17 protein-coding genes and 1 riboswitch are annotated in these 18711 nt (G+C 61.4%); all 17 genes read right to left on the bottom strand.

The window, feature by feature from the left end:
• Position 1: 1 nt before the first annotated feature.
• The 17 genes from N2601_RS28145 to biuH all read right to left on the bottom strand — a co-directional run bounded on the left by N2601_RS28145 (position 2) and on the right by biuH (position 18702).
• Positions 2-1102 carry a BMP family ABC transporter substrate-binding protein gene (locus tag N2601_RS28145; RefSeq protein WP_104827656.1) on the bottom strand — a complete coding sequence of 367 codons (1101 nt, stop codon included), beginning with the start codon at positions 1100-1102 and terminating at the stop codon, positions 2-4.
• A 22-nt stretch (positions 1103-1124) separates the two neighbouring features.
• Positions 1125-2504 (bottom strand): amidohydrolase, encoded by a 1380-nt coding sequence (locus N2601_RS28140; protein WP_104827655.1) that lies wholly within the window; start codon positions 2502-2504, stop codon positions 1125-1127.
• A gap of 7 nt (positions 2505-2511) precedes the next feature.
• Positions 2512-3165: a glutathione S-transferase family protein gene (locus tag N2601_RS28135; protein ID WP_104827654.1), complete on the bottom strand. Its 654-nt coding sequence runs from the start codon at positions 3163-3165 to the stop codon at positions 2512-2514.
• Entirely contained in the window at positions 3162-4007 is an 846-nt protein-coding gene (locus N2601_RS28130) for an aromatic ring-hydroxylating oxygenase subunit alpha (RefSeq protein ID WP_104827653.1), read from the bottom strand. The genes N2601_RS28135 and N2601_RS28130 overlap by 4 nt, the downstream gene beginning before the upstream one ends.
• Entirely contained in the window at positions 4004-4648 is a 645-nt protein-coding gene (locus N2601_RS28125) for a Rieske (2Fe-2S) protein (protein WP_104827652.1), read from the bottom strand. The genes N2601_RS28130 and N2601_RS28125 overlap by 4 nt, the downstream gene beginning before the upstream one ends.
• A gap of 138 nt (positions 4649-4786) precedes the next feature.
• Entirely contained in the window at positions 4787-5038 is a 252-nt protein-coding gene (locus N2601_RS28120) for an acylphosphatase (protein WP_445945021.1), read from the bottom strand.
• A 345-nt stretch (positions 5039-5383) separates the two neighbouring features.
• A complete protein-coding gene (gene atzF, locus N2601_RS28115) occupies positions 5384-7195 on the bottom strand; it encodes an allophanate hydrolase (protein ID WP_104827649.1) in 1812 nt (603 codons plus the stop codon).
• Positions 7195-10731, bottom strand: coding sequence for an urea carboxylase (gene uca / locus N2601_RS28110; protein WP_104827648.1), 3537 nt, complete (start codon positions 10729-10731; stop codon positions 7195-7197). Before uca ends, atzF begins: the two co-directional genes overlap by 1 nt.
• Before the next feature lies 1 nt (position 10732).
• Complete coding sequence (locus N2601_RS28105; protein ID WP_104827647.1) at positions 10733-11383, bottom strand: urea amidolyase associated protein UAAP2; 651 nt, start codon at positions 11381-11383, stop codon at positions 10733-10735.
• A gap of 17 nt (positions 11384-11400) precedes the next feature.
• Positions 11401-12219 (bottom strand): urea amidolyase associated protein UAAP1, encoded by an 819-nt coding sequence (locus N2601_RS28100; protein WP_104827646.1) that lies wholly within the window; start codon positions 12217-12219, stop codon positions 11401-11403.
• A gap of 2 nt (positions 12220-12221) precedes the next feature.
• A complete protein-coding gene (locus N2601_RS28095; protein ID WP_104827645.1) occupies positions 12222-13043 on the bottom strand; it encodes an ABC transporter ATP-binding protein in 822 nt (273 codons plus the stop codon).
• A complete protein-coding gene (locus tag N2601_RS28090; RefSeq protein WP_260304419.1) occupies positions 13040-13858 on the bottom strand; it encodes an ABC transporter permease in 819 nt (272 codons plus the stop codon). The genes N2601_RS28095 and N2601_RS28090 overlap by 4 nt, the downstream gene beginning before the upstream one ends.
• Before the next feature lie 60 nt (positions 13859-13918).
• Positions 13919-14992, bottom strand: coding sequence for a putative urea ABC transporter substrate-binding protein (locus N2601_RS28085; protein ID WP_104827991.1), 1074 nt, complete (start codon positions 14990-14992; stop codon positions 13919-13921).
• Between the two features lie 75 nt (positions 14993-15067).
• Positions 15068-15181: riboswitch (guanidine-I (ykkC/yxkD leader) on the bottom strand.
• Between the two features lie 246 nt (positions 15182-15427).
• A complete protein-coding gene (locus N2601_RS28080) occupies positions 15428-15781 on the bottom strand; it encodes a cupin domain-containing protein (protein WP_104827642.1) in 354 nt (117 codons plus the stop codon).
• Entirely contained in the window at positions 15774-16442 is a 669-nt protein-coding gene (locus N2601_RS28075) for a cysteine hydrolase family protein (RefSeq protein WP_104827641.1), read from the bottom strand. The genes N2601_RS28080 and N2601_RS28075 overlap by 8 nt, the downstream gene beginning before the upstream one ends.
• Positions 16442-17992 (bottom strand): ABC transporter ATP-binding protein, encoded by a 1551-nt coding sequence (locus N2601_RS28070; RefSeq protein WP_104827640.1) that lies wholly within the window; start codon positions 17990-17992, stop codon positions 16442-16444. Before N2601_RS28070 ends, N2601_RS28075 begins: the two co-directional genes overlap by 1 nt.
• Entirely contained in the window at positions 17989-18702 is a 714-nt protein-coding gene (biuH, locus tag N2601_RS28065) for a biuret amidohydrolase (protein WP_104827639.1), read from the bottom strand. The genes N2601_RS28070 and biuH overlap by 4 nt, the downstream gene beginning before the upstream one ends.
• Between the last annotated feature and the right edge of the window lie 9 nt (positions 18703-18711).

Genomic DNA, 18711 nt, shown 5'->3' with positions numbered 1-18711 from the left:
CTTACTTCGGCAAAGGCGTCTTCACACCTTTGACATGCCAGTCCATCGCGACGATCTGGGCATCCGTCAAGATTGTGCCCGAGGCCGCTCCTTCGCTGCCGTCTGCCTTGGCGATCGGACCGGCGAACGGCGAAAAGCCGCCGCTGGCGATCTTCGCTTCAATCTCCCTGATCTTCGCCATGGTGTCTGCCGGGATCGCCGGGCTCCAGTCGACGACTTCGACGACCTTGTCGGCGACGCCGAGAAACGCGTTGGCGCCTTTGAAGGTACCGGCGAGATGGGCATCGACCGATGCCTTGAAGAACGGCGACCAGTCCGTGGAGATGCAGCCGAGATAGGTTTTCGGCGCATATTTCTTCATCGAGGAGTTCAGATTGAAGGCGTAGACACCCGCTTGCTCGCAGGCAGAAATGACCGAGGGCGTATCCTGAGCGTTCGAGAAGATCACGTCGCAGCCCTGCGAGATCAATGCCTTGGCTGCTTCCTGCTCCTTGGCCGGATCGAACCAGGAATTGACCCAAACGACCGATACCTCGATGTCCGGCTTCACGGCCTGCGCTCCCAGCGTGAAAGCGTTGATGGAGGTGATCAATTCGGGAATGGCAAAGGCGGAAACAGAACCAAGCTTGCCCGTCTTGGAGACAGCGGCCGCCGCCATGCCAAGCAGGTAGGTCCCTTGAAAATACTTGGCGGCAAAGGGTGAGAAATTCGGTGCGACCTGGAAGCCGGAGGCATGCAGGACGGTAACCTTGGGGTTGCGGCGGGCAATCTGAAGCGCGCCGTTCTGATAGCCGAACGAGCCGGCGATCAGGAAGTGATTTCCGTCGGCGACCGTCTTGTTCATGATGCGGTCGGCATCCGGGCCTTCCGCGATGTTCTCAATCACGGTCACCTTGACCTTGTCGCCATAGGCGGCCTTGATCGGATCAAGGCCGGCAGCCAGCGCATGCCCCCAGCCGACATCGCCGATCGGCGAGGGCACGACGAGCGTGATGCCGAGCGGTTCGTCGGCGGCAAAGGCGGAGCGACCGGTGAAGGCCGTTGCGAGGCCTGCGACGGCCGCGCTCTTCATCAATGTTCTGCGGGTCAGATTCTTCTGCATCCCAGTTCCCCTTTTTGGTTTTTCAGAATTCTACTGTTGCAAGTGTTGCCTCGGCTGCCGCAAACAGTGCGGCCTCATCCAGTCCGGTGAATTCACCGCCCTGCCAGACAATGCGTCCGTTGATCATGGTCATATCCGTCGGCATACCGATCCCGACCTTGGCAATGAGGCTCAGCGGGTCATGCCGCGTCCCGACATAGTCCATCCGTCGCGTATCGATTGCGAAAAGGTCGGCCGCCATGCCCGGGGCAAGACGCCCGATATCCGTGCGCCCCAGCAGGCTCGCGCCTCCGCCTGTCGCGTACTGGAGAAAGTCAAGCGGGGCGGGGACGGCATGCTGACGCGTCGAGGCTGTCAGGCACTGCAGCATGTAGGCGGAATGGACGCAATGCATCAGGTTCGAGTTGTCGTTCGATGCCGCTCCGTCGCAACCAAGACCGATACGCAATCCGAAGGCCTGCATCGCTGGGATGTCGGTCACTTCGGCGCCGACCAGGTAAACCGGCTCGGGGCAATGGGAGACGCCCGTGCCGCTCGCTGCCATTTTGCGTAATTCGTCGTGCGTCAATTCCCAGCAATGAGCATAGAATGTGTCGGGGCCTGCAAAACCCAATTCGGCGCAGTAGTCGACCGTGCGCATTCCATGCCGCGCTTTGATGACGGGGCTTTCGCCCTCGCCGACATGCGTGTGCAACTGCACGCCGCGATCTCGCGCCAGCGCGACCGACTCGACGAAGGTTTCGCGATAGCAATTGACTGGCTGGCAGGGGGCGACCACCACCTGGCGCATGCTGAAGGGGCTGGCATCGTGATAGCTATCGATCAGCCGCGCGCAATCGGAGATGAATTCATCGGTGGTTTCGAGCATGGCATCCGGGATCGTCGACCCCTCGGATTTCGGCAGGGTATTGCCGCCGCGGCCTGCGTGAAAGCGCATGCCCAGAAGTTCGGCCGCCTCGAACTGACGATCGATCAGGCGCTTTCCCGCATGGCGGGGAAAGCAATATTGATGGTCGAATGCGGTGGTGCACCCATGCTTGATCATCTCGGCCATTGCAGTGACCGAAGCGTGATAGAAGCAGTCCTCCGTCAGTCGAGAGAAGATCGGATAGATCCGGTCGAGCCATTCGATGACGGAAAGCTTCGTCCAGTCGAGGTCGGCCCGATTGCGCACGAAGCACTGAAAGAAGTGGTGATGCGTATTGACGAGCCCCGGATAGACGAACCAGCCGGAGGCGTCCTGCGCAACGATGCCCTCGGGCAGGGCGTTCAGCGACAGGTTCTCCCCGATCGCCTGGATCGCTGGACCCCTGGTGAGCAGGTCGACATTCCGGCGCACGCTCGGCCCGTTGCCCTCGTCGATGATAACAGCCGCACAATTCTTCAGAAGATAGCCAGTCATTCCATCATTACTCCCCAGCCGGATGCGGATCGGGTTTCAGCTCGTGCAGGCGGTGAATGCCGGGCATTTCGATGAAACCGGGCAGGCTGCGGATGGCGCGCAACCAGAGCCGGATCAAGGGATAGGGATCGAGCGAGATGCCGCCGTCGGGTGCAAGCGCCACATAGGGAAAGCAGGCGATGTCTGCGATCGTTGGCTGGCTTGCCGCAAGGAACCGCATGCCGCGCTCGCCCTGTTCGAAGAGGCCGGCCTCCAGCTCGCGCAGGGCCGCAATCCCCTGAGCCTGCAATGCCTTGATATCTCCCGGTCGCAGCAGCATTTCGTGGAGCCGCGCGCCTCCAAGGTTTGCGGTCAGGCGATGCGAAAAGGAGAGCCATTGCTGCACGCGCGCCGTCTCCTGCGGCGAACTATGGCCCAGCCATTCCGGCGCACCACTGGCAGCGAGATAGGCGAGCATTGCTGTGGACTCGGTGAGCACAAGATCGCCATCCTCGAGGATTGGAATAGACCCCGCCGCATTGAGCGCCAGAAGCTCCGGTCCGCGATGCTCCGCACCGGGATGGAAATCGACTGGCCGGATTTCGAGCTTGATGCCCAAGAGGGCGGCCATCAGCCGTACTTTGTAGCAGCTCGGCGATAAAATATAGTCGTAGAGCTTCATTGTGCGACCAACTGTGCGCCGTAGGTATAATTATGGCGCTTGAGCCATCGCCTATAGGCGACCGAGGTGAGGTCGGCCCTTGTCGGAATTTCCATGCCCGGATCAAGCGGAAGAAGCGTGGGTATCTGGTTTTCGAGGATCGAGCGATCCTGCAGGAAGATCGTCTGCTGAAAGTGGATAAGATCGGTCATCGGTGTATCGTCGTCGAAGAGAGCCATCCATGGCCATACGTCGCAAAGGTCTTCCGCAAGAGGCTGCACGAACAAGGTAATGACGTCCCATTCGTTCGGTCGCGGAGGACACGTCTTGTAGAGCACCGAACAGGTCGGTGCCGGCACGCGGTACATATATTCGGTCGTAATGCCGCCGGACGCCGATTTTGCTGCCTGCGGCTGGTAGAATTTCACCTGCGTTGCCCAGACTTCATCCTCACTCTCGCGGATCTCGACCTTGTAATTTTCGACCTCTGTATGCGGTTCCGCACCGAGGATATCGGTGTGAACGAAGGGAAAATGCGCGATGTCGAGAAAGTTCTCGACGGCACGAAGCGGTGAACAGCGCACGCGGACCACACCGACATCGACGAAGCGGCGGCCTGGCTGATCGGCTTCCGGAATGGCGAATAGCTCCTTGTCCGGCTTTCCGAGGGAGGACCAGACATGGCCATACCGGACGCGGACGGGAAGGGAGCGTCCATTGTCGGTCGTCACCCGCGCATTCCCGTCGCGATCGCGCGCGACTTCGATCGCCTCGCCCATCAGACAGGTCTTGCTTCCCTTTTCGCTGAGCTGGCTGAAAAGGGCGACCGGATACCATTCGTCGATCATCGCGCCGCCTGTCATTCCGCACCCTCCCTTTGGCGTTCTTCCGCCCGGCGGCGGAGAGATTCGGCAATACGGGAAGCCGTCAGACGGTTTGTCGGGCTGCGGTCCTGTTCGATCATGAGATGAAGGAGCGTATGCTTACCCTGGGGCGCGAGCAGCAGCATGATCCAGGGGAAATCAGGCAGGTGGATCAGCCCGTTTGCGTCGGTCTTTGCTCCTGCTACGATCTCGATTGCCGCAACATCCGCTTCCATTGTTAGCGAGCGCAACGGTATGAGCTTGTCGAAGCGTGGGGGCTGTGTCGCCGGTTGTCCGGCGGCTATCCATAAAATACCGCCCGATTCTTCGACCCGCTGGACAGCGACACGGATGGTTTCCGGAGGGACCAGATCGGGATGAGCCGGAATGCGAATGCATCCGCCCGATGGGGAATAGCTCCATCCATGATAAATGCAGGACAGCGCCTCACCACGGACAAAACCATGCGACAATCGCATTCCGCGATGTGGACAGCGATCCGCGGATGCGGTTACGCGGCCCGACTGGCTGCGCCACAGGGCAATTGGGCCGGCCGCTGTCCAGGCCGGTATGACCGTTCCTGGTGGCAGATCAGAGGAAAGGGCAACTGGCGCCCAAGATCCGGCCCCATCAAATGGCATAGCCTTAACTCTCTTAATTTCACCAATGACTTAGCGCCACCGGTCATAGGCAGGCGCCGATCCCTGCATCCCCTCAGCACTCGGAAGCTTGCATAAATGATTCGCATTGGCAACATTGATTAAATAAAAGGCAGAAAATCAGGGATTGCTAAGACGCGATATTTCGGGGCGCTCAATGACTCTGCGCTGGATCTCCTCGACCCAGACGTCGAAAGGACCGAGTGAACAGCCCATTTCCAGCATATCGATCAATTCCACGGGGCCGGCAACCTCAAGCTCGATCCTATCTGCGCCAGAATGGAAGAATGTCTGCGAAAGTCCGAGTTTATCGGCGTGGCGTTGGATCCACGGGACGAATGAGGTCGAGTTGACGTCGCCAAGGATGGTCATGTGTTCTCGAAACTCACCCTGTCGTGGCTGCATCTGCAAATGGCCCTCGCTTGATATCAGGCTGATAGAATAGCTGCTTGAAGAGTTTGCGAAAAGAGGAACGTCTGGCGCGTTCGAGGCATGACCTCGTCAACCGTCGGGCTGTGCGCCAGCTCGTATCCTTTCAAGGCAGCTTGCAGCAAATATGGCGACAGACGGTCAAGGATCTCCCGTGCGAGCCTCTCGCAAGCGAGCACCATGTCTGGCTGCGCAGCGGCCGCCAATCGCCCAGGTCCTGGCGATCAGGCCTCTGAGAACGAGCTGCGCTGCCATTGACAGAAGTTTTCGCATTCCGCCCCTCCTTGTTCACACTGTCGGGCCGGAGGCGCGGATATAATTGCGCCAGCCGCCGAACTCGGTAATCTCTCGACCGCCGGTGACCGCGTGGGCCTCGCAGAGAAAACCAGTGACGTAACTGCCGTCGTCAAGCGTGACTTTGCCGACGCCAAGCGGCGCCGGAATGTTCTGGACGAAACGGGCGAATGCCGCAGGTGGCAAGGCCCAGACTTCGACCTCCACGCCGTTACCCGTAAAGCCGGGATCGCGCAGCAGCCCCGGCTTGGGCGGGATCGTGCCGGGGAGGGCAAAGAGCCGGTAGCTGCCGTCCGTCCGTCCGGTTCGCACTCTATATCCGCCCGGTCGCGTCAGCTCGTGGTTCAGAGGCATATCCGTCAGATGCGCGCCGACCACCACGATCGGCACGAAGTCGTCGGCCGAAGGCGCCACGCGGCTTGCCTCCGGCAGCGCGGCTTTGCGGTCCTTGCCCATTCCGGTATCCAGCGCTCGATGCATGGCATCGGCGAAGGGGGCCAGCGCATCGTCGGTGAAGGCGGGTCCCACCAGCATCACACCTGCGGGCAGATGGCCGTCGGCGTCAAATCCGGCGGGAATGGCAATCGCCGCGCAATCGAGCAGGTTGGCGAAGTTGGTATAGCGGCCAAAGTGGCTGTTCCTGACGATCGGGTCCGCTTGCATTTCTTCGACCGTGTAGGTGGTCGGGGACGTCGGCAGCATCAGGAAATCCACCTTCTCCCATTCGGTCCTGGTTTTCTGCCGCAATGCTTCCAGCTTGTACCGGCCTTCGAAGGCGTCCACGGCATCGTAGGCTTTTGCCCCTTCGATGATGGCCCGCACCGTCGGATCGAAGTCGTCGCCATTCGTCGCCAGGAACTCCTTGACCGCCGCCAGCCGCTCGGCGACCCAGGGGCCGTTATAGAGCAGTTCGGCCGCTTGCCGGAAAGGAGCGTAGTCGAAGGGCACGATCACAGCGCCCAGCGATCGCGCCCGTTCGATGGCGGCGTCATAAAGCGCCTCCACATCCTTGTTGCCGTAGAACTCCCGTTCCGCAGCGTCGAGAACGCCGATACGCGGGCGTGTCGACGGCAAGCTTGCTGGAGCGGCTTGCCGCGAGAACGGATCGCGGGCGTCGTAGCCTTCCATGATCTTGCGGATGGCAATGCCGTCGCCCACCGTCGCGGCAAAGATAGTGACGACGTCGACGCTGCGGCAGGCGGGCACCACGCCGACATTGGGCACTAACCCCGGCGTTGGCTTGATGCCGACAAGATTGTTGAATGCTGCCGGCACGCGCCCCGAACCGGCGGTGTCGGTGCCGAGCGAAAAGCTCGCGAGACCTGCCGCAACGGCGACCGCCGAGCCTGAGCTGGAGCCGCCGGAGACGTAATTACGATCAAACACCGAGCGCGGCGCGCCATGCGGCGAGCGCGTGCCGTTCAGTCCGGTCGCGAACTGATCGAGATTGGTCTTGCCGATCACGATGGCGCCGGCAGCCCTCAATCGCGCGACTGTCGTCGCATCCGCCTGCGGGTGATAGGCGAAGGCCGGGCAGGCGGCCGTTGTCGGCAAGCCCGCTACGTCGATATTGTCCTTGACCGCGAAGGGAATGCCCCAGAGCGGCAGGCTGTTGGATTCTGGCGCACGCGCCACCAGTTCACGGGCCGCAGCTCGCAAGTCGTCCTCGGGCGTCATCGTGATGAAGATGGCCGGATCGTCCGATGCCCTGCATCTTGCGATGATCTCTTCCATTAGCTGGAGCGGCGACAGGCCGGCCGCATAAGCGTGCCTCAGCGAAGCAAGATCGAGAATGGTGGGAAGCATCAGATTTCCTCCAGAATGACCAGCACATCGCCGGCTTTGACATTGCGCCCAGGGCCGGCGCGCAGATCGCGGACGCGTCCGGCGGCATGTGCGGTTACGTTGATTTCCATCTTCATGGATTCGATGATCGCCAATGTATCGCCGGCAGCCACTGGCTGGCCTTCTTCGACCAGTATCTTCCAGACGTTGCCGGGCACGGCGCTTTCTATCCCGAAGCAACCCTCCGGTATGTCGCCGTCGAGGCCGGCGCCTGCGCCTTCCTCGACGGTGAAGCTGTCGAGACCGAGTTCCTTCCACCGTTGCCGTTCCGCTTCGAAAGCCGCCTGCTGCCCTGATTTGAAGGCGCCTATCGCGGCGACTTCGCGGGCAAGCCCGGCTTCATAGGCGGCATAGGAGAATTCGGTCTCCTCTATCCTGACCGGATAACCCCCGTGTGGGAAGGCGGCGCGGGCTTCTGTCAGCTCTTTGTGACTGACGGGGAAGAAGCGGATCTGATCGAAGAAGTCGAGCAGCCATGGCTTGTCCTTGGCGAAGACCGCAGTCTGCCGCCAACTGTTCCAGACCTGGATGGTGCGGCCGAAAAGCTGGTAGCCGCCAGGCCCCTCCATGCCGTAGATGCACATATAGGCGCCGCCGATGCCGACGGCGTTTTCCGGCGTCCAGGTACGAGCTGGATTGTATTTCGTCGTCACCAGCCGATGGCGCGGGTCGACCGGGGTTGCGACCGGCGCGCCGAGATAGACATCGCCGAGGCCGAGCACCAGATAGCTGGCATTGAAGACGACGTCGCGCACCGCCTGTTCATCCGGCAGGCCGTTGATACGACGGATGAACTCGATATTGGAAGGGCACCAGGGCGCGTTCGGGCGCACCAGTTCCTGATATTTGCGCATGGCAAGCTCGGCATCCGGATCGTTCCAGGACAGCGGCAGGTGCACGATGCGGCTGGGGACCTTGATATCCTGCGCGGCCGGCAAGCCCGCCTCGATCTCGGTGAGCAGGCCGAGCAGGCGTTTGCGGGTCAAGGTCGTGCCATCGTAATGGATCTGCAGCGAGCGGATGCCGGGCGTCAGATCGATGATGCCCGGCAGGCGAGCTTGGACGATCGCCTGCATCAAAAGCTGCACGCGCAGACGCAGCGCGATATCAAGCGTCATCGCCCCATATTCGACCAGCAGATTGTCGTCGCCCTGGCGGCGATAGACGACGGGCACGGGTCCTTCTTGGCCCTGGCCGACGATCCCCGACCCTGCTGCATTGCCGAGGTGCTGCAGCCTCGGACCGGCGACGGGGTCTTCGGCACGTTCAGCAGGACGAAACCGGATTTTGTCACCGGGCTTGAACTGGCCCATCTTCCATTGCTCGTCGCGAGCAATGACGGCGGGGCAGACGAACCCGCCGAGGCTCGGACCATCGGGCCCGAGAATGATCGGCATGTCGCCGGTAAAGTCGATCGCGCCGATCGCATAGGCATTGTCATGCAGGTTGGAGGGATGAAGGCCGGCTTCACCACCGTCGCTGCGTGCCCATTTTGGCGCAGGACCGATCAGGCGCACGCCGGTGCGGGCGCTGTTGAAGTGCACCTCGTATTCGGTCGAGAACAACGTCTCGATATCGCTTTCGAGAAAGAAGTCGGGCGCACCGTGCGGGCCGTAGAGGACACCGACCTCCCAGGCTCGGGTCAAAGGGGCGGGCCGGCCTGCCGCCGTCGTTTGCTGCTGTGGCGTGCGTGCCAGCCTCAGAACATGGCCGGTCTGGAGCGTGCCGATGGCATGGCCCCCGAACCGTCCGAGACCGAAGGTCGCCCTGGAGCCGAGCATGACCGGCGCGGAAAGGCCTCCGGCAACGGCGAGGTAAGACCGCTGGCCCGGCCCCTCTATCGCACCAATGGCCAGTGTCTGCCCCGCCCTCGCACTGACGGCTTCGCCATGTGGCAGCAGTACGCCGTCGAGGGTCATCGGCATGCAGGCGCCTGCGAGCGCGATCGTAATGTCGGAAAAGATTTTAAGCACCGGCCCGGAAACAGTAAGTTCCAGCGCCGCGGTTTCGTCAGCATTGCCGACGAGCCTGTTTGCATGACGAAACGAGCGCTCGTCCATCGGGCCGCTCGGCGGCACGCCGACATGCCAGAGGCCGAGCCGGCCGGGCAGCTCCTGAATGCTCGACTGCGCACCCGGCGCCAGCACCTCGATCACATCGGGCACGAAAGGAAAGTCCCTGAGCGCCGTCGTCGCCACGTCGCCGCTCGCCAGCAGCTTGGATCCTGCTATGGCCTGGAGATATTGCAGATTGGTCTCGATGCCGGAGATGGAGCTTTCCGCCAGCGCGCGCTTCAGCTTCTCGATCGCGGCCGGCCGGTCCTCGGCTGCCACGATCACCTTGGCAAGCATCGGATCGTAGAAAGGGGTGACTTCGGTGCCCGTCTCAATCCAGCCGTCGACGCGCGTGCCCGCCGGAAAGACGACCTCCGTCAGCAGGCCGGCGCTCGGCCGGAAGCCGGCATGCGGCATCTCGGCGTAGAGGCGCGCTTCGATCGCCACGCCTTTAGGGACGAGGATTTCGCTGCCGGAAATGACATCCTCGCCGGCGGCTTGACGGATCATCCATTCGACAAGATCGATGCCGTAGACGGCTTCCGTAACCGGGTGCTCGACCTGCAGGCGGGTATTGACCTCGAGGAAATAGAATTCCTCGCGGGCAGGATCATAGATGAACTCCACGGTTCCGGCGGACTGGTAGCGCGCGGAAGAGCCCAGCGCCATGGCCGCGGCATGCAGGCGCTCGCGTATCTCAGGCGAAAGACCGGGAGCGGGCGTCTCCTCAATCACCTTCTGATTCCGGCGCTGCAACGAGCAATCGCGTTCGCCGAGCGCGATCACGCGGCCCTTGCCGTCGCCGAAGATCTGGACTTCGACGTGCCGTGCCTTCGATACGAAGCGTTCGAGATAGACGCGCGCATCGCCGAAACTGGCCTTGGCCGTGCGCTGCACGCTTTCGAAGGCGGCCTTAAGACTATCGGCATCCTCACAAAGCTGCATGCCGATGCCGCCGCCGCCGGCCGTCGATTTCAGCATGACCGGATATCCGATCTCAACCGCCGCAGCGAGCGCTGCGTCGCCCGTCTCGACGAGACCACTGCCCGGTAGCAGCGGTACGCCGCTTGCGCGCGCCAATTCGCGGGCCGTGTGCTTGAGCCCGAAGGCGGCGATATTATCCGGCGTCGGGCCGATGAAGGCGATGCCCTCCTGCGCCAGCCGCTTGGCAAAGCCGATGTTTTCCGAAAGGAAACCGTAGCCGGGATGCACGGCTTCTGCGCCGGTAGCCTTGCAAGCCGCAATGACGGCGTCGACATCGAGATAGCTTTCGGCGGCCGGCGCCGGACCGAGCCTGACGGCCTCGTCGGCCATCAGCGATGCCTTGGCGAAGCGATCGGCGTCCGAATAGACGACGACGGAGGCGATGCCCATGCGCCTCAGCGTCCGGATGATCCGGACAGCGATTTCGCCGCGATTGGCGATCAATATCTTCCTGAACATCTCAAGCCTCACCGTCCCAGACGAGGACGCGGATCGGCGTCGGATCGAAGCCGTTGCAGGGATTGTTGATTTGCGGGCAATTGGAAATGACGATCAGCACGTCCATCTCGGCCTTGAGCTCAACATAATCGCCCGGTGCGGAGATGCCGTCGACGATGGTCATCTCGCCGGTCGGCTCGATCGGCACATTCATGAAGAAGTTGATGTTGGGCACGACGTCGCGCTTGCCCATGCCATGTTTTGCGACCTCCAGAACGAAATTGTCCCGGCAGGCATGGAGATATCTGGTGCCGTGGCCGAAGCGCACCGTGTTGCTCTCGCAGGAGCATGCGCCGGCTGAAGTGTCGTGACGTCCGCAACTGTCGGCCGTCATCCTCAACATGACGCGACCCTCGTTGGACATAATCTCGGTGCCCGTTGTGATATAGGCCGCACCCTGCTCGCGCATGGTGTCCTGGCTGGAATAGCGTTCGGAATGATCTTCTGCGTTGTAGAACAGCGTGTCGATCGCCTGCTGGCCATAGCTATCCTCGATGCGCAATGTCTGGCCTTTCCGAACCACCGTCGAGAACGGCGCTTCTGCGGCAATGAAGTGATCCTGCACGGCGTTCTTGAGCGTGCGGAACGGAGCGGTCTGGATAAAGTCGGTCATGATAGTCTCTCCACTGCTCACAGGTCGGCGGATGCGTTGTTCTCGAAGCCGCGTACTGCCTCTGCGGTGGCTGTGAGGCACAGGTCGTCGGAGCTGGTGGGCCGGACAGCCAGCCGCGTCACGGTCACCGGCTTCGGTGCGTATGTCGGGCTTGGATCGAGCGGATGCGGGCAATTGGAAAAGCCGACAATCATGTCCATCTCGGCGCGCAGCTCAACATAGTCACCGTCATGCGGCAGCTCCGACTGCCATGCGAACTTGCCGTCCACATCAACGCGAACGGGAGCAAAGAGCGCGAGCACGGCGGGAATGTCGCGCTTGTCCAATCCGGCCTTGGTCGCAAGCTTGATGAAATTGTCGCGGCTGTTGCGGGTGCCTTCGCCGTATTTCGCCAGGTTTGAGGCGGCAGTCGAGCTGCCCATCAGGCAATCATGTGCGCCGGAAGAATCCTCGGTGACGGAGAACATCACGCGTCCCATGTCGGAGAAGATCACCCGGCCTTTCGAAAGGGCGGTGGTCCATTGCATCTTCACCGTATCGGGCAGATTCAGCCGCTCGCTCGTATCGGCCGCATTCCAGGCGGCGAGCGAGATGGTCGAGAAGCCCTGTTCCTGGGCAATGTGTAGCGTCTCGCCGTGCTTGACGCGTGTCGACCAGTACCAGCCGCTGGGTATGACTTCCTGATGGACAATCAAAGCCGCATCGATCGGCGGGGCGGGTAGGGGGCTCGGTGTCGGCAAGGCCTTGGGTGCGAATTCCAGACCCTTTCTCTGATGTTCTTCATAACGGGCGCGGTTGACGGCGATTTCTTCTGACGAACGTCTGACGTGCTGCATGGCTAGATGTCTCCCGACGGTGCCAGGTCGTCCCGGCGGTGCCCCTTTGAAGCGATCGGGCCGTCCCGGTCGGAGCTGAAGATCGAGGCTGCGCCGGCAGTACGCGGCGGCCAGATGGAAATGTCCTTGGTAATCGTCGCGCCGTAGCGCTCCTTCTCTTCCGGCCGGTCGCGGCGGCGCTCGAAGGCGACTACCCTTGTGGCAAGCGTGAAGGCTTCGCGCATGTCATGCGTGACCATGACGACGGTCATCTGCGTTTCGTGCCAAAGCCGTTTCATCAGCGTGTGGATCTCGGCGCGGATACCAGGGTCGAGCGCGCCGAAAGGCTCGTCGAGCAATAGCACTTTGGGGCGCATGATGAGCGCCTGCGCCAGCGCCAGGCGCTGCTGCATGCCGCCGGAAAGCTGGGCTGGATACTTGTTTTCGGCGCCGGCAAGGCCGACCTCCGCGAGGAGTTGCCGCGCCTCGTCGATCGCGTTGCGCCGCGCCGCGCCGAAAAGCCTGGCCTTGTAGCGCGAGCCGGCAAGCTCCTTGCCGAGCAGCACGTTGTTGAGTGCGGTCAGATGCGGAAAGACCGAGTAGCGCTGAAAGACCACGCCGCGGTCGGCGTCGGGCTCGCTAGGCAGCGGCGCGCCATCGAGAGAGATCGCGCCTCTGGTGGGCTGTTCCTGTCCCAAAAGCATACGCAGGAAGGTCGACTTACCGCAGCCGGAGGGACCGACGAGTGCGACAAAGGCGCGGGAGGCGACCGTCAGCGACACATCCTCGAGCACGATCTGGTCACCGTATTCCTTCCAGACCTTTTCTATCCTGAGTTCGCTCATGCCTGCTTCTCCAGTTCGGACCAGGGGAAGACGGCGATGCGGAGGCGATCGAGAAGATAATTCATGAGCACGGCGAGCAGTGTGATCCAGACGACGTAGGGAAAGATCACATCCATCGACAGATATCGGCGAACGAGGAAAATACGGTAGCCAAGGCCGGAATCGGAGGAGATCGCCTCGGCGGCAATCAGGAACAGCCAGGCCGGCCCGAGCTGGAGCCTCAGGCAGGTGATCAGCCGCGGCAGGATCTGTGGCAACACGACGCGAAGCGCGATCTGCCAGGAGGAGCCGCCGAGCGTCTCGGCCTTGACGATCTGCTCGCGCGGCAATTCCAGCGCCTTCAGCGCCAGGTCGCGGATCATCGTCGGTGCAACGCCGATCACGATAAGGGCGATCTTGGAGGTCTCGCCAAGGCCCATGACGATGAACAGTATCGGCAGCAACGCGAGCGGCGGCACCATCGAAATGACTGCGACGAAGGGCGACAGCAGAGCCCTGAGATAGGGCAGCATGCCGATGAGCATGCCGATGCAAAGCGCGATAGCCGTGGATATGCTGAGGCCCGACAGGAGCCGTACCAGGCTCGCCCAGGTGTCCGACCACAGCAGGTATTCTCCCGTGCGCGGATCGGCGATGAAGGCCATACGGTTGATGGCGTCGGCAAAGCCGGCAAGATTGGGCAGCAACTTGTCATTGGCGTTTTCGGCAAGCCGTGCGGCTGAACCGACGGCATACGCGACGATCAGCAGCAAAAAGGGCAACAGCGTCAAGGCAAGCTGCGCACCCCGGCTAGGCCTGGTATTGATCCAACGCATGAAAGGCTCCGCGGATGAAGGGATCGGGCGGCGCGCCGGCGCCGCCAGTGAAGGTATCGCTCAGAGCGAACCGTCGGCGGCCGCCTTCATATAGGTCTCCGTGAAGCGCAACTTGACATTCGCACTGTCGCCGAGAACCTTGCCATCGGGCATTTCGATGCCGATGACGTCAGCCGAAGGCGCTCCATTGCCGAGCAGACCCTTCTGGAACAGGAAGCTGCGCACCAGATCCATCGTCTTCGGCAGGTTCGGCGAGGTGGTGAAGGCAACCGCGTCGGCAGGCTTATCGAAGAGTTTGGTTGCGGCGAGCTGCGCCTCGAAACCCTTCAGGTCTGTGCCCGATGCGGCCCCCATCGCCTCGCGGGCAGCCTTGCCTTCCGGTGTGTCTGCCCTCAGCAGCGCCGCCGTTTCATACCAGATGCCGGCCAACGCCTTACCGAAATTCGGATTGTCCTTCAGGATGTTGCTGTTGGCGGCCATCAGGTCGATGATCTCGCCCGGCACCTGCGAGCTATCGAAGACCTTCTTGGCGGAAGGCTCCTCGAGAATGGTCGAGACCAGCGGATTCCAGGTGACGACGGCGGAGACATCCGGCGTCTTGTAGGCCGCAACCATATCGGCGTCGGAGGTGTTAACCACCTTCACGTCGCGTTCGGTAAGCTTGATGCTGTCGAGCGCGCGGGCGAGCAGATAATGCGAAACCGAATACTGAACCAGATTGACGTTCTGGCCCTTGAGGTCTGCGAGGCTTGCCTTGTCCTTGAGAATGACGGCGTCATTGCCATTCGAAAAGTCACCAACGATAACGGCTGTCGTGTCGACGCCGCCGGCTGCCGGGATCGAGAGGCCGTCCATGTTGGTCAGCGTCACGGCATCGAAGGCGCCGGCCGTATACTGGTTCATCGACTCGACGTAATCGTTGAACTGGGTGACCTCGATGTTGATGCCGTATTTGTCGGCCCATTTCTTGACGATACCGTGATCGGCGGCATAACCCCAGGGCATCCAGCCGACATAGATGGACCAGGCGACCTTGAAACTGGTTTTCGGCGCGGCGCTTGCGGCAGAGCCAAGCCCGAAAGCCAGCGATACCGAAAGAGCCGTTACGGAAAGGATCTTCGAAAAAGTCTGCATAGAAATTCCCCTTTTGCTTTTTTTCAAAAAGGGATCGGCAAAGACCATCGCGCCGCCAATCCCTTGGCTTACGAGGTCTCCCGGGCTTTTATCCCGCCGTGCATCCGGTGGGATTTCTCCCCCAGCCGGTGGTGGCTCTCGGACCAGCACGCTCCGAAGAGGAGCGCCGGAACCCTAGCCACCAACTCTGCGGATAAAGAAGCAAGGTCCATGCCACTCCCAAATATGTATGATAGATGCGGTCTGAAGCATAATCGCGAACGGCAGCGACGTCATTCAATGCCGCTATTTTGATCATGCTGCCCAGAATTTCTGCCGGCGTTCCCGCGGAGTCCTTCTTCGTCAGTTGAATAAAGATGCCCGGATCGTTCATCTTGGCGCTGCCGCCATTGCGGTAGAATTCGTGTAGGGCGACCTCGAAAGCTGACCGTGCTTTCATGCCGTTTCCTCTCCGAGTATTTTCACTGGCCGGTCCCACTGAATAAGCACGACACAGCCGGTATCGCTCCAGACCGAATGTTCTGTGCCGGGGGCATTGACGATGTAACTGCCGCGGCCGTAGTCGCCGGCCTCGTCGGACTGCACCCCATCGAGAACGAAAATGGTTTCCAACCCCTCATGGCGATGGCGGGGAACGGACGCGCCGGCTTCGTATTTCAGGAGCGCCACGCCCGGTTGGTCGCCTTCGAAGGGGCGAATCCAATGGATTGTCACCTCTTCACGGAACGGCCCGAATTCCAGATCCTTCCAGCCGCCTGATGTGAGCAGTTCGCGGGTCGTTTCAGGCATGGGCGATGCTTTCCAGGATATCGTCGACACGAGCCGTCCAGCCGACGATGGCGCCCTGGGCGCGGATCATGGCAATGGCGGCGGCCTTGAATTCGGGGAAGTAGCTTTCCGTCGCCTCCTCGGCGAGCAGGCATTCATAGCCGCGGTCGTTTGCCTCGCGCATCGTCGTCTGCACGCAGACTTCTGTCGTTACACCCGCAAAGACGAGCTGCTTGATACCCTTCTCATGCAGGACATCGCCAAGTTTCGTGGCGTAAAAGGCGCCCTTGCCGGGTTTTTCAATGACGACCTCGCCCTTGATCGGCGCAAGCTCCGGTAGGATCGCCGTGCCAGGCTCACCGGAGATGAGGATGCGACCCATGGGACCCTTGTCGCCGATCCTAAACATCGGATTGCCGCGGTCGCGTTTTGCCGGCGGCAGGTCGGAGAGATCGCGCTTGTGGCATTCCATAGTGTGGATGACCGGCAGGCCGGCGTTGCGGAAGCCCTGGATGAGGCGTTTGACATCGGGGACGATTCTGACGATGCGACTGACATCATTGCCAAGGCTAGCACCAAAGCCACCGGGTTCGGCGAAGTCGCGCTGCATGTCGATGACGATAAGGGCAAGCTGGTCGTGTTTCACCGGAAAGGCGAAGGGTTCTGCCTTGATCTCCGCCATCAGTGATGCCCCGCCATATGCGCGCCGATCACACCGATATCCGCCGAACGCGCCGGTGTCTCGTAAACCAGCTTGCCTTCGGAAATCACCACGATGCGGTCCGACATTTCGAGCAGCTCGTCGAGATCTTCGGACAGCAGCAAAACGGCCGTACCGGAATTGCGCGCCTTCATGATGCGGGCACGGATCTCGGCGACAGCGGAGAAATCGAGGCCGAAACAGGGGTTCGAGACGATGAGCAGGTCCACCTTGCCCGTCAGCTCGCGGGCGAGTACCGCGCGCTGCACATTGCCGCCTGAAAGCGCTGCAATCGGTGAGGAGGCGGATGCCGTTTTCACCTTGAAGTCGGAGATCAGCGCGCTGGCGCGCTTCTTCATCTTGCCCTTGTTCAGCCAGATCGCATCCTTGCCGTCCGCTTTCAGATCGAATGTGCGGAAAGCGAGGTTTTCGCTAACGGTCATACGAGGGGCGCACGCGTTCTGCAGCGGTTCTTCGGGGATGAAACGAACATTGTTCTTGCGTGTCTCGGGGCGGGTTGCGCCATAAGCCTCGCTGTTGACGCTCACATGGCCGCTATCCGTCGGCCGCTGTCCGGCGAGGATTTCCGTCAGCTCTTTCTGGCCGTTTCCGGATATGCCGGCGATGCCGACGATCTCGCCCGAGCGCACCAGGAGCTTATCGATCTCGATGCTCTTGAGACCGGAGCGGTCCGGTGCCTTGACCTGCTCGATCGTCAGCACTGGCTTGGCGTTTTCTGAAACGGGAACGCGTGTATCGAGTTCGGCAAGCTTGACGTCGCCAATCATCATCGCCGCCATGTCAGCGGTGGAGAGTTCACCGACCTTGCCGGCGCCGACCAGCTTACCACGCCGCAGGATCGAGACAGCATCGGCGAACTTCGTGACCTCATGAAACTTGTGCGAAATCATCAGCACGGTCAGTTCACCGCGCTCGGTCATACCGCGCACGAGGCCAAGCATCTCATCGGCTTCGGCCGGCGTCAGCACCGACGTTGGCTCATCCAGCACCAGGAAGGAGCGGCCGAGATAGAGCTGTTTGACGATCTCCAGCTTCTGCTTTTCGCCGGCGGCAAGCTCGCTCACCGGTCGATCAAGCTGGATCTTGAACGGCATGCGCTCCATGAAGGTGGCCAGATCCTTCCGCTCTTTCGCCCAGTTGATGATACCAGGCACTTGCGCGCGGCTGATGACGAGGTTTTCAGCCCCCGTCAGCGAGGGGACCAGCGTAAAGTGCTGGTAGACCATGCCGAGACCGTAGGTAGCGGCGTCTTTGGGCGAGGTGATTGCCACTTCGCGGCCGTCGACGGAAAGCGACCCCGACGTGGCGTGATAGAAGCCCATGATGCATTTGACGAGCGTCGACTTGCCGGCACCGTTTTCGCCGAGCAGCGCATGGAAGCTGCCGGCAGGCACCTTGATCGAGACACGGTCAAGGGCGGTGAAACTGCCGAAGCACATCGTCATGTCGATCGTGTCGATGCCGACGGCCTTGCCAGCTCTCGGAAGGGGCGTATCGCGGACCGTGCTCATGGCAAAGCCTCGATCAGCGTCTTAGAATTGGAGACAGAACCGAAGACGCCGCCCTGCATCTTCACCATCTTGATGGCGGCGAGGTGATTGCCGTAGTCGGTCGCGCCGCAGCAGTCTTCCAATAGCAGGCATTCGAACCCGCGATCGTTGGCCTCGCGCATCGTGGTGGACACGCAGACGTCAGTGGTGATGCCAGTCAGGATGATATTGTCGATGCGCTTCTGGTTGAGGATCAGTTCCAGATCGGTGGCGCAGAAGGAGCCCTTGCCGGGCTTGTCAATGATGGTCTCGCCCGCAAGGGGATAAAGTTCGGGAATGATGTCCCAGCCGGGTTCGCCGCGCACGAGGATGCGCCCACAAGGTCCGGGATCGCCGATGCCGGCATTGATGCGACGCGAGCGCCAGCGCTTGTTGGCCGGAAGGTCCGCAAGGTCGGGCCGATGACCTTCACGGGTGTGGATGATGTGGTAGCCCTTGGCGCGCATGTCCGCCAGCACTGCCTTGATTGGCTCGATAGGCGCCTGGACCAGTGACAGATCATAACCCATGTGATCGACATAGCCGCCCTTGCCGCAGAAATCAGTCTGCATGTCGATGATGATGAGGGCGGTGTTGTCCGGCCGGAGCGCGCCATTATAGGGCCAGGGATAGGGGTCGGCGTCGACATAGGTCGGCTTCCCGGGGATGACGGCTGTTGCCAGACTGTTCATGGATGATCT

It is taken from the genome of Rhizobium sp. CB3060 (assembly GCF_025200735.1).
Lineage (GTDB): Bacteria > Pseudomonadota > Alphaproteobacteria > Rhizobiales > Rhizobiaceae > Rhizobium.
Note: the sequence above shows the minus strand (reverse complement) of the source record. Positions and strands in the feature narration are given on the sequence as shown.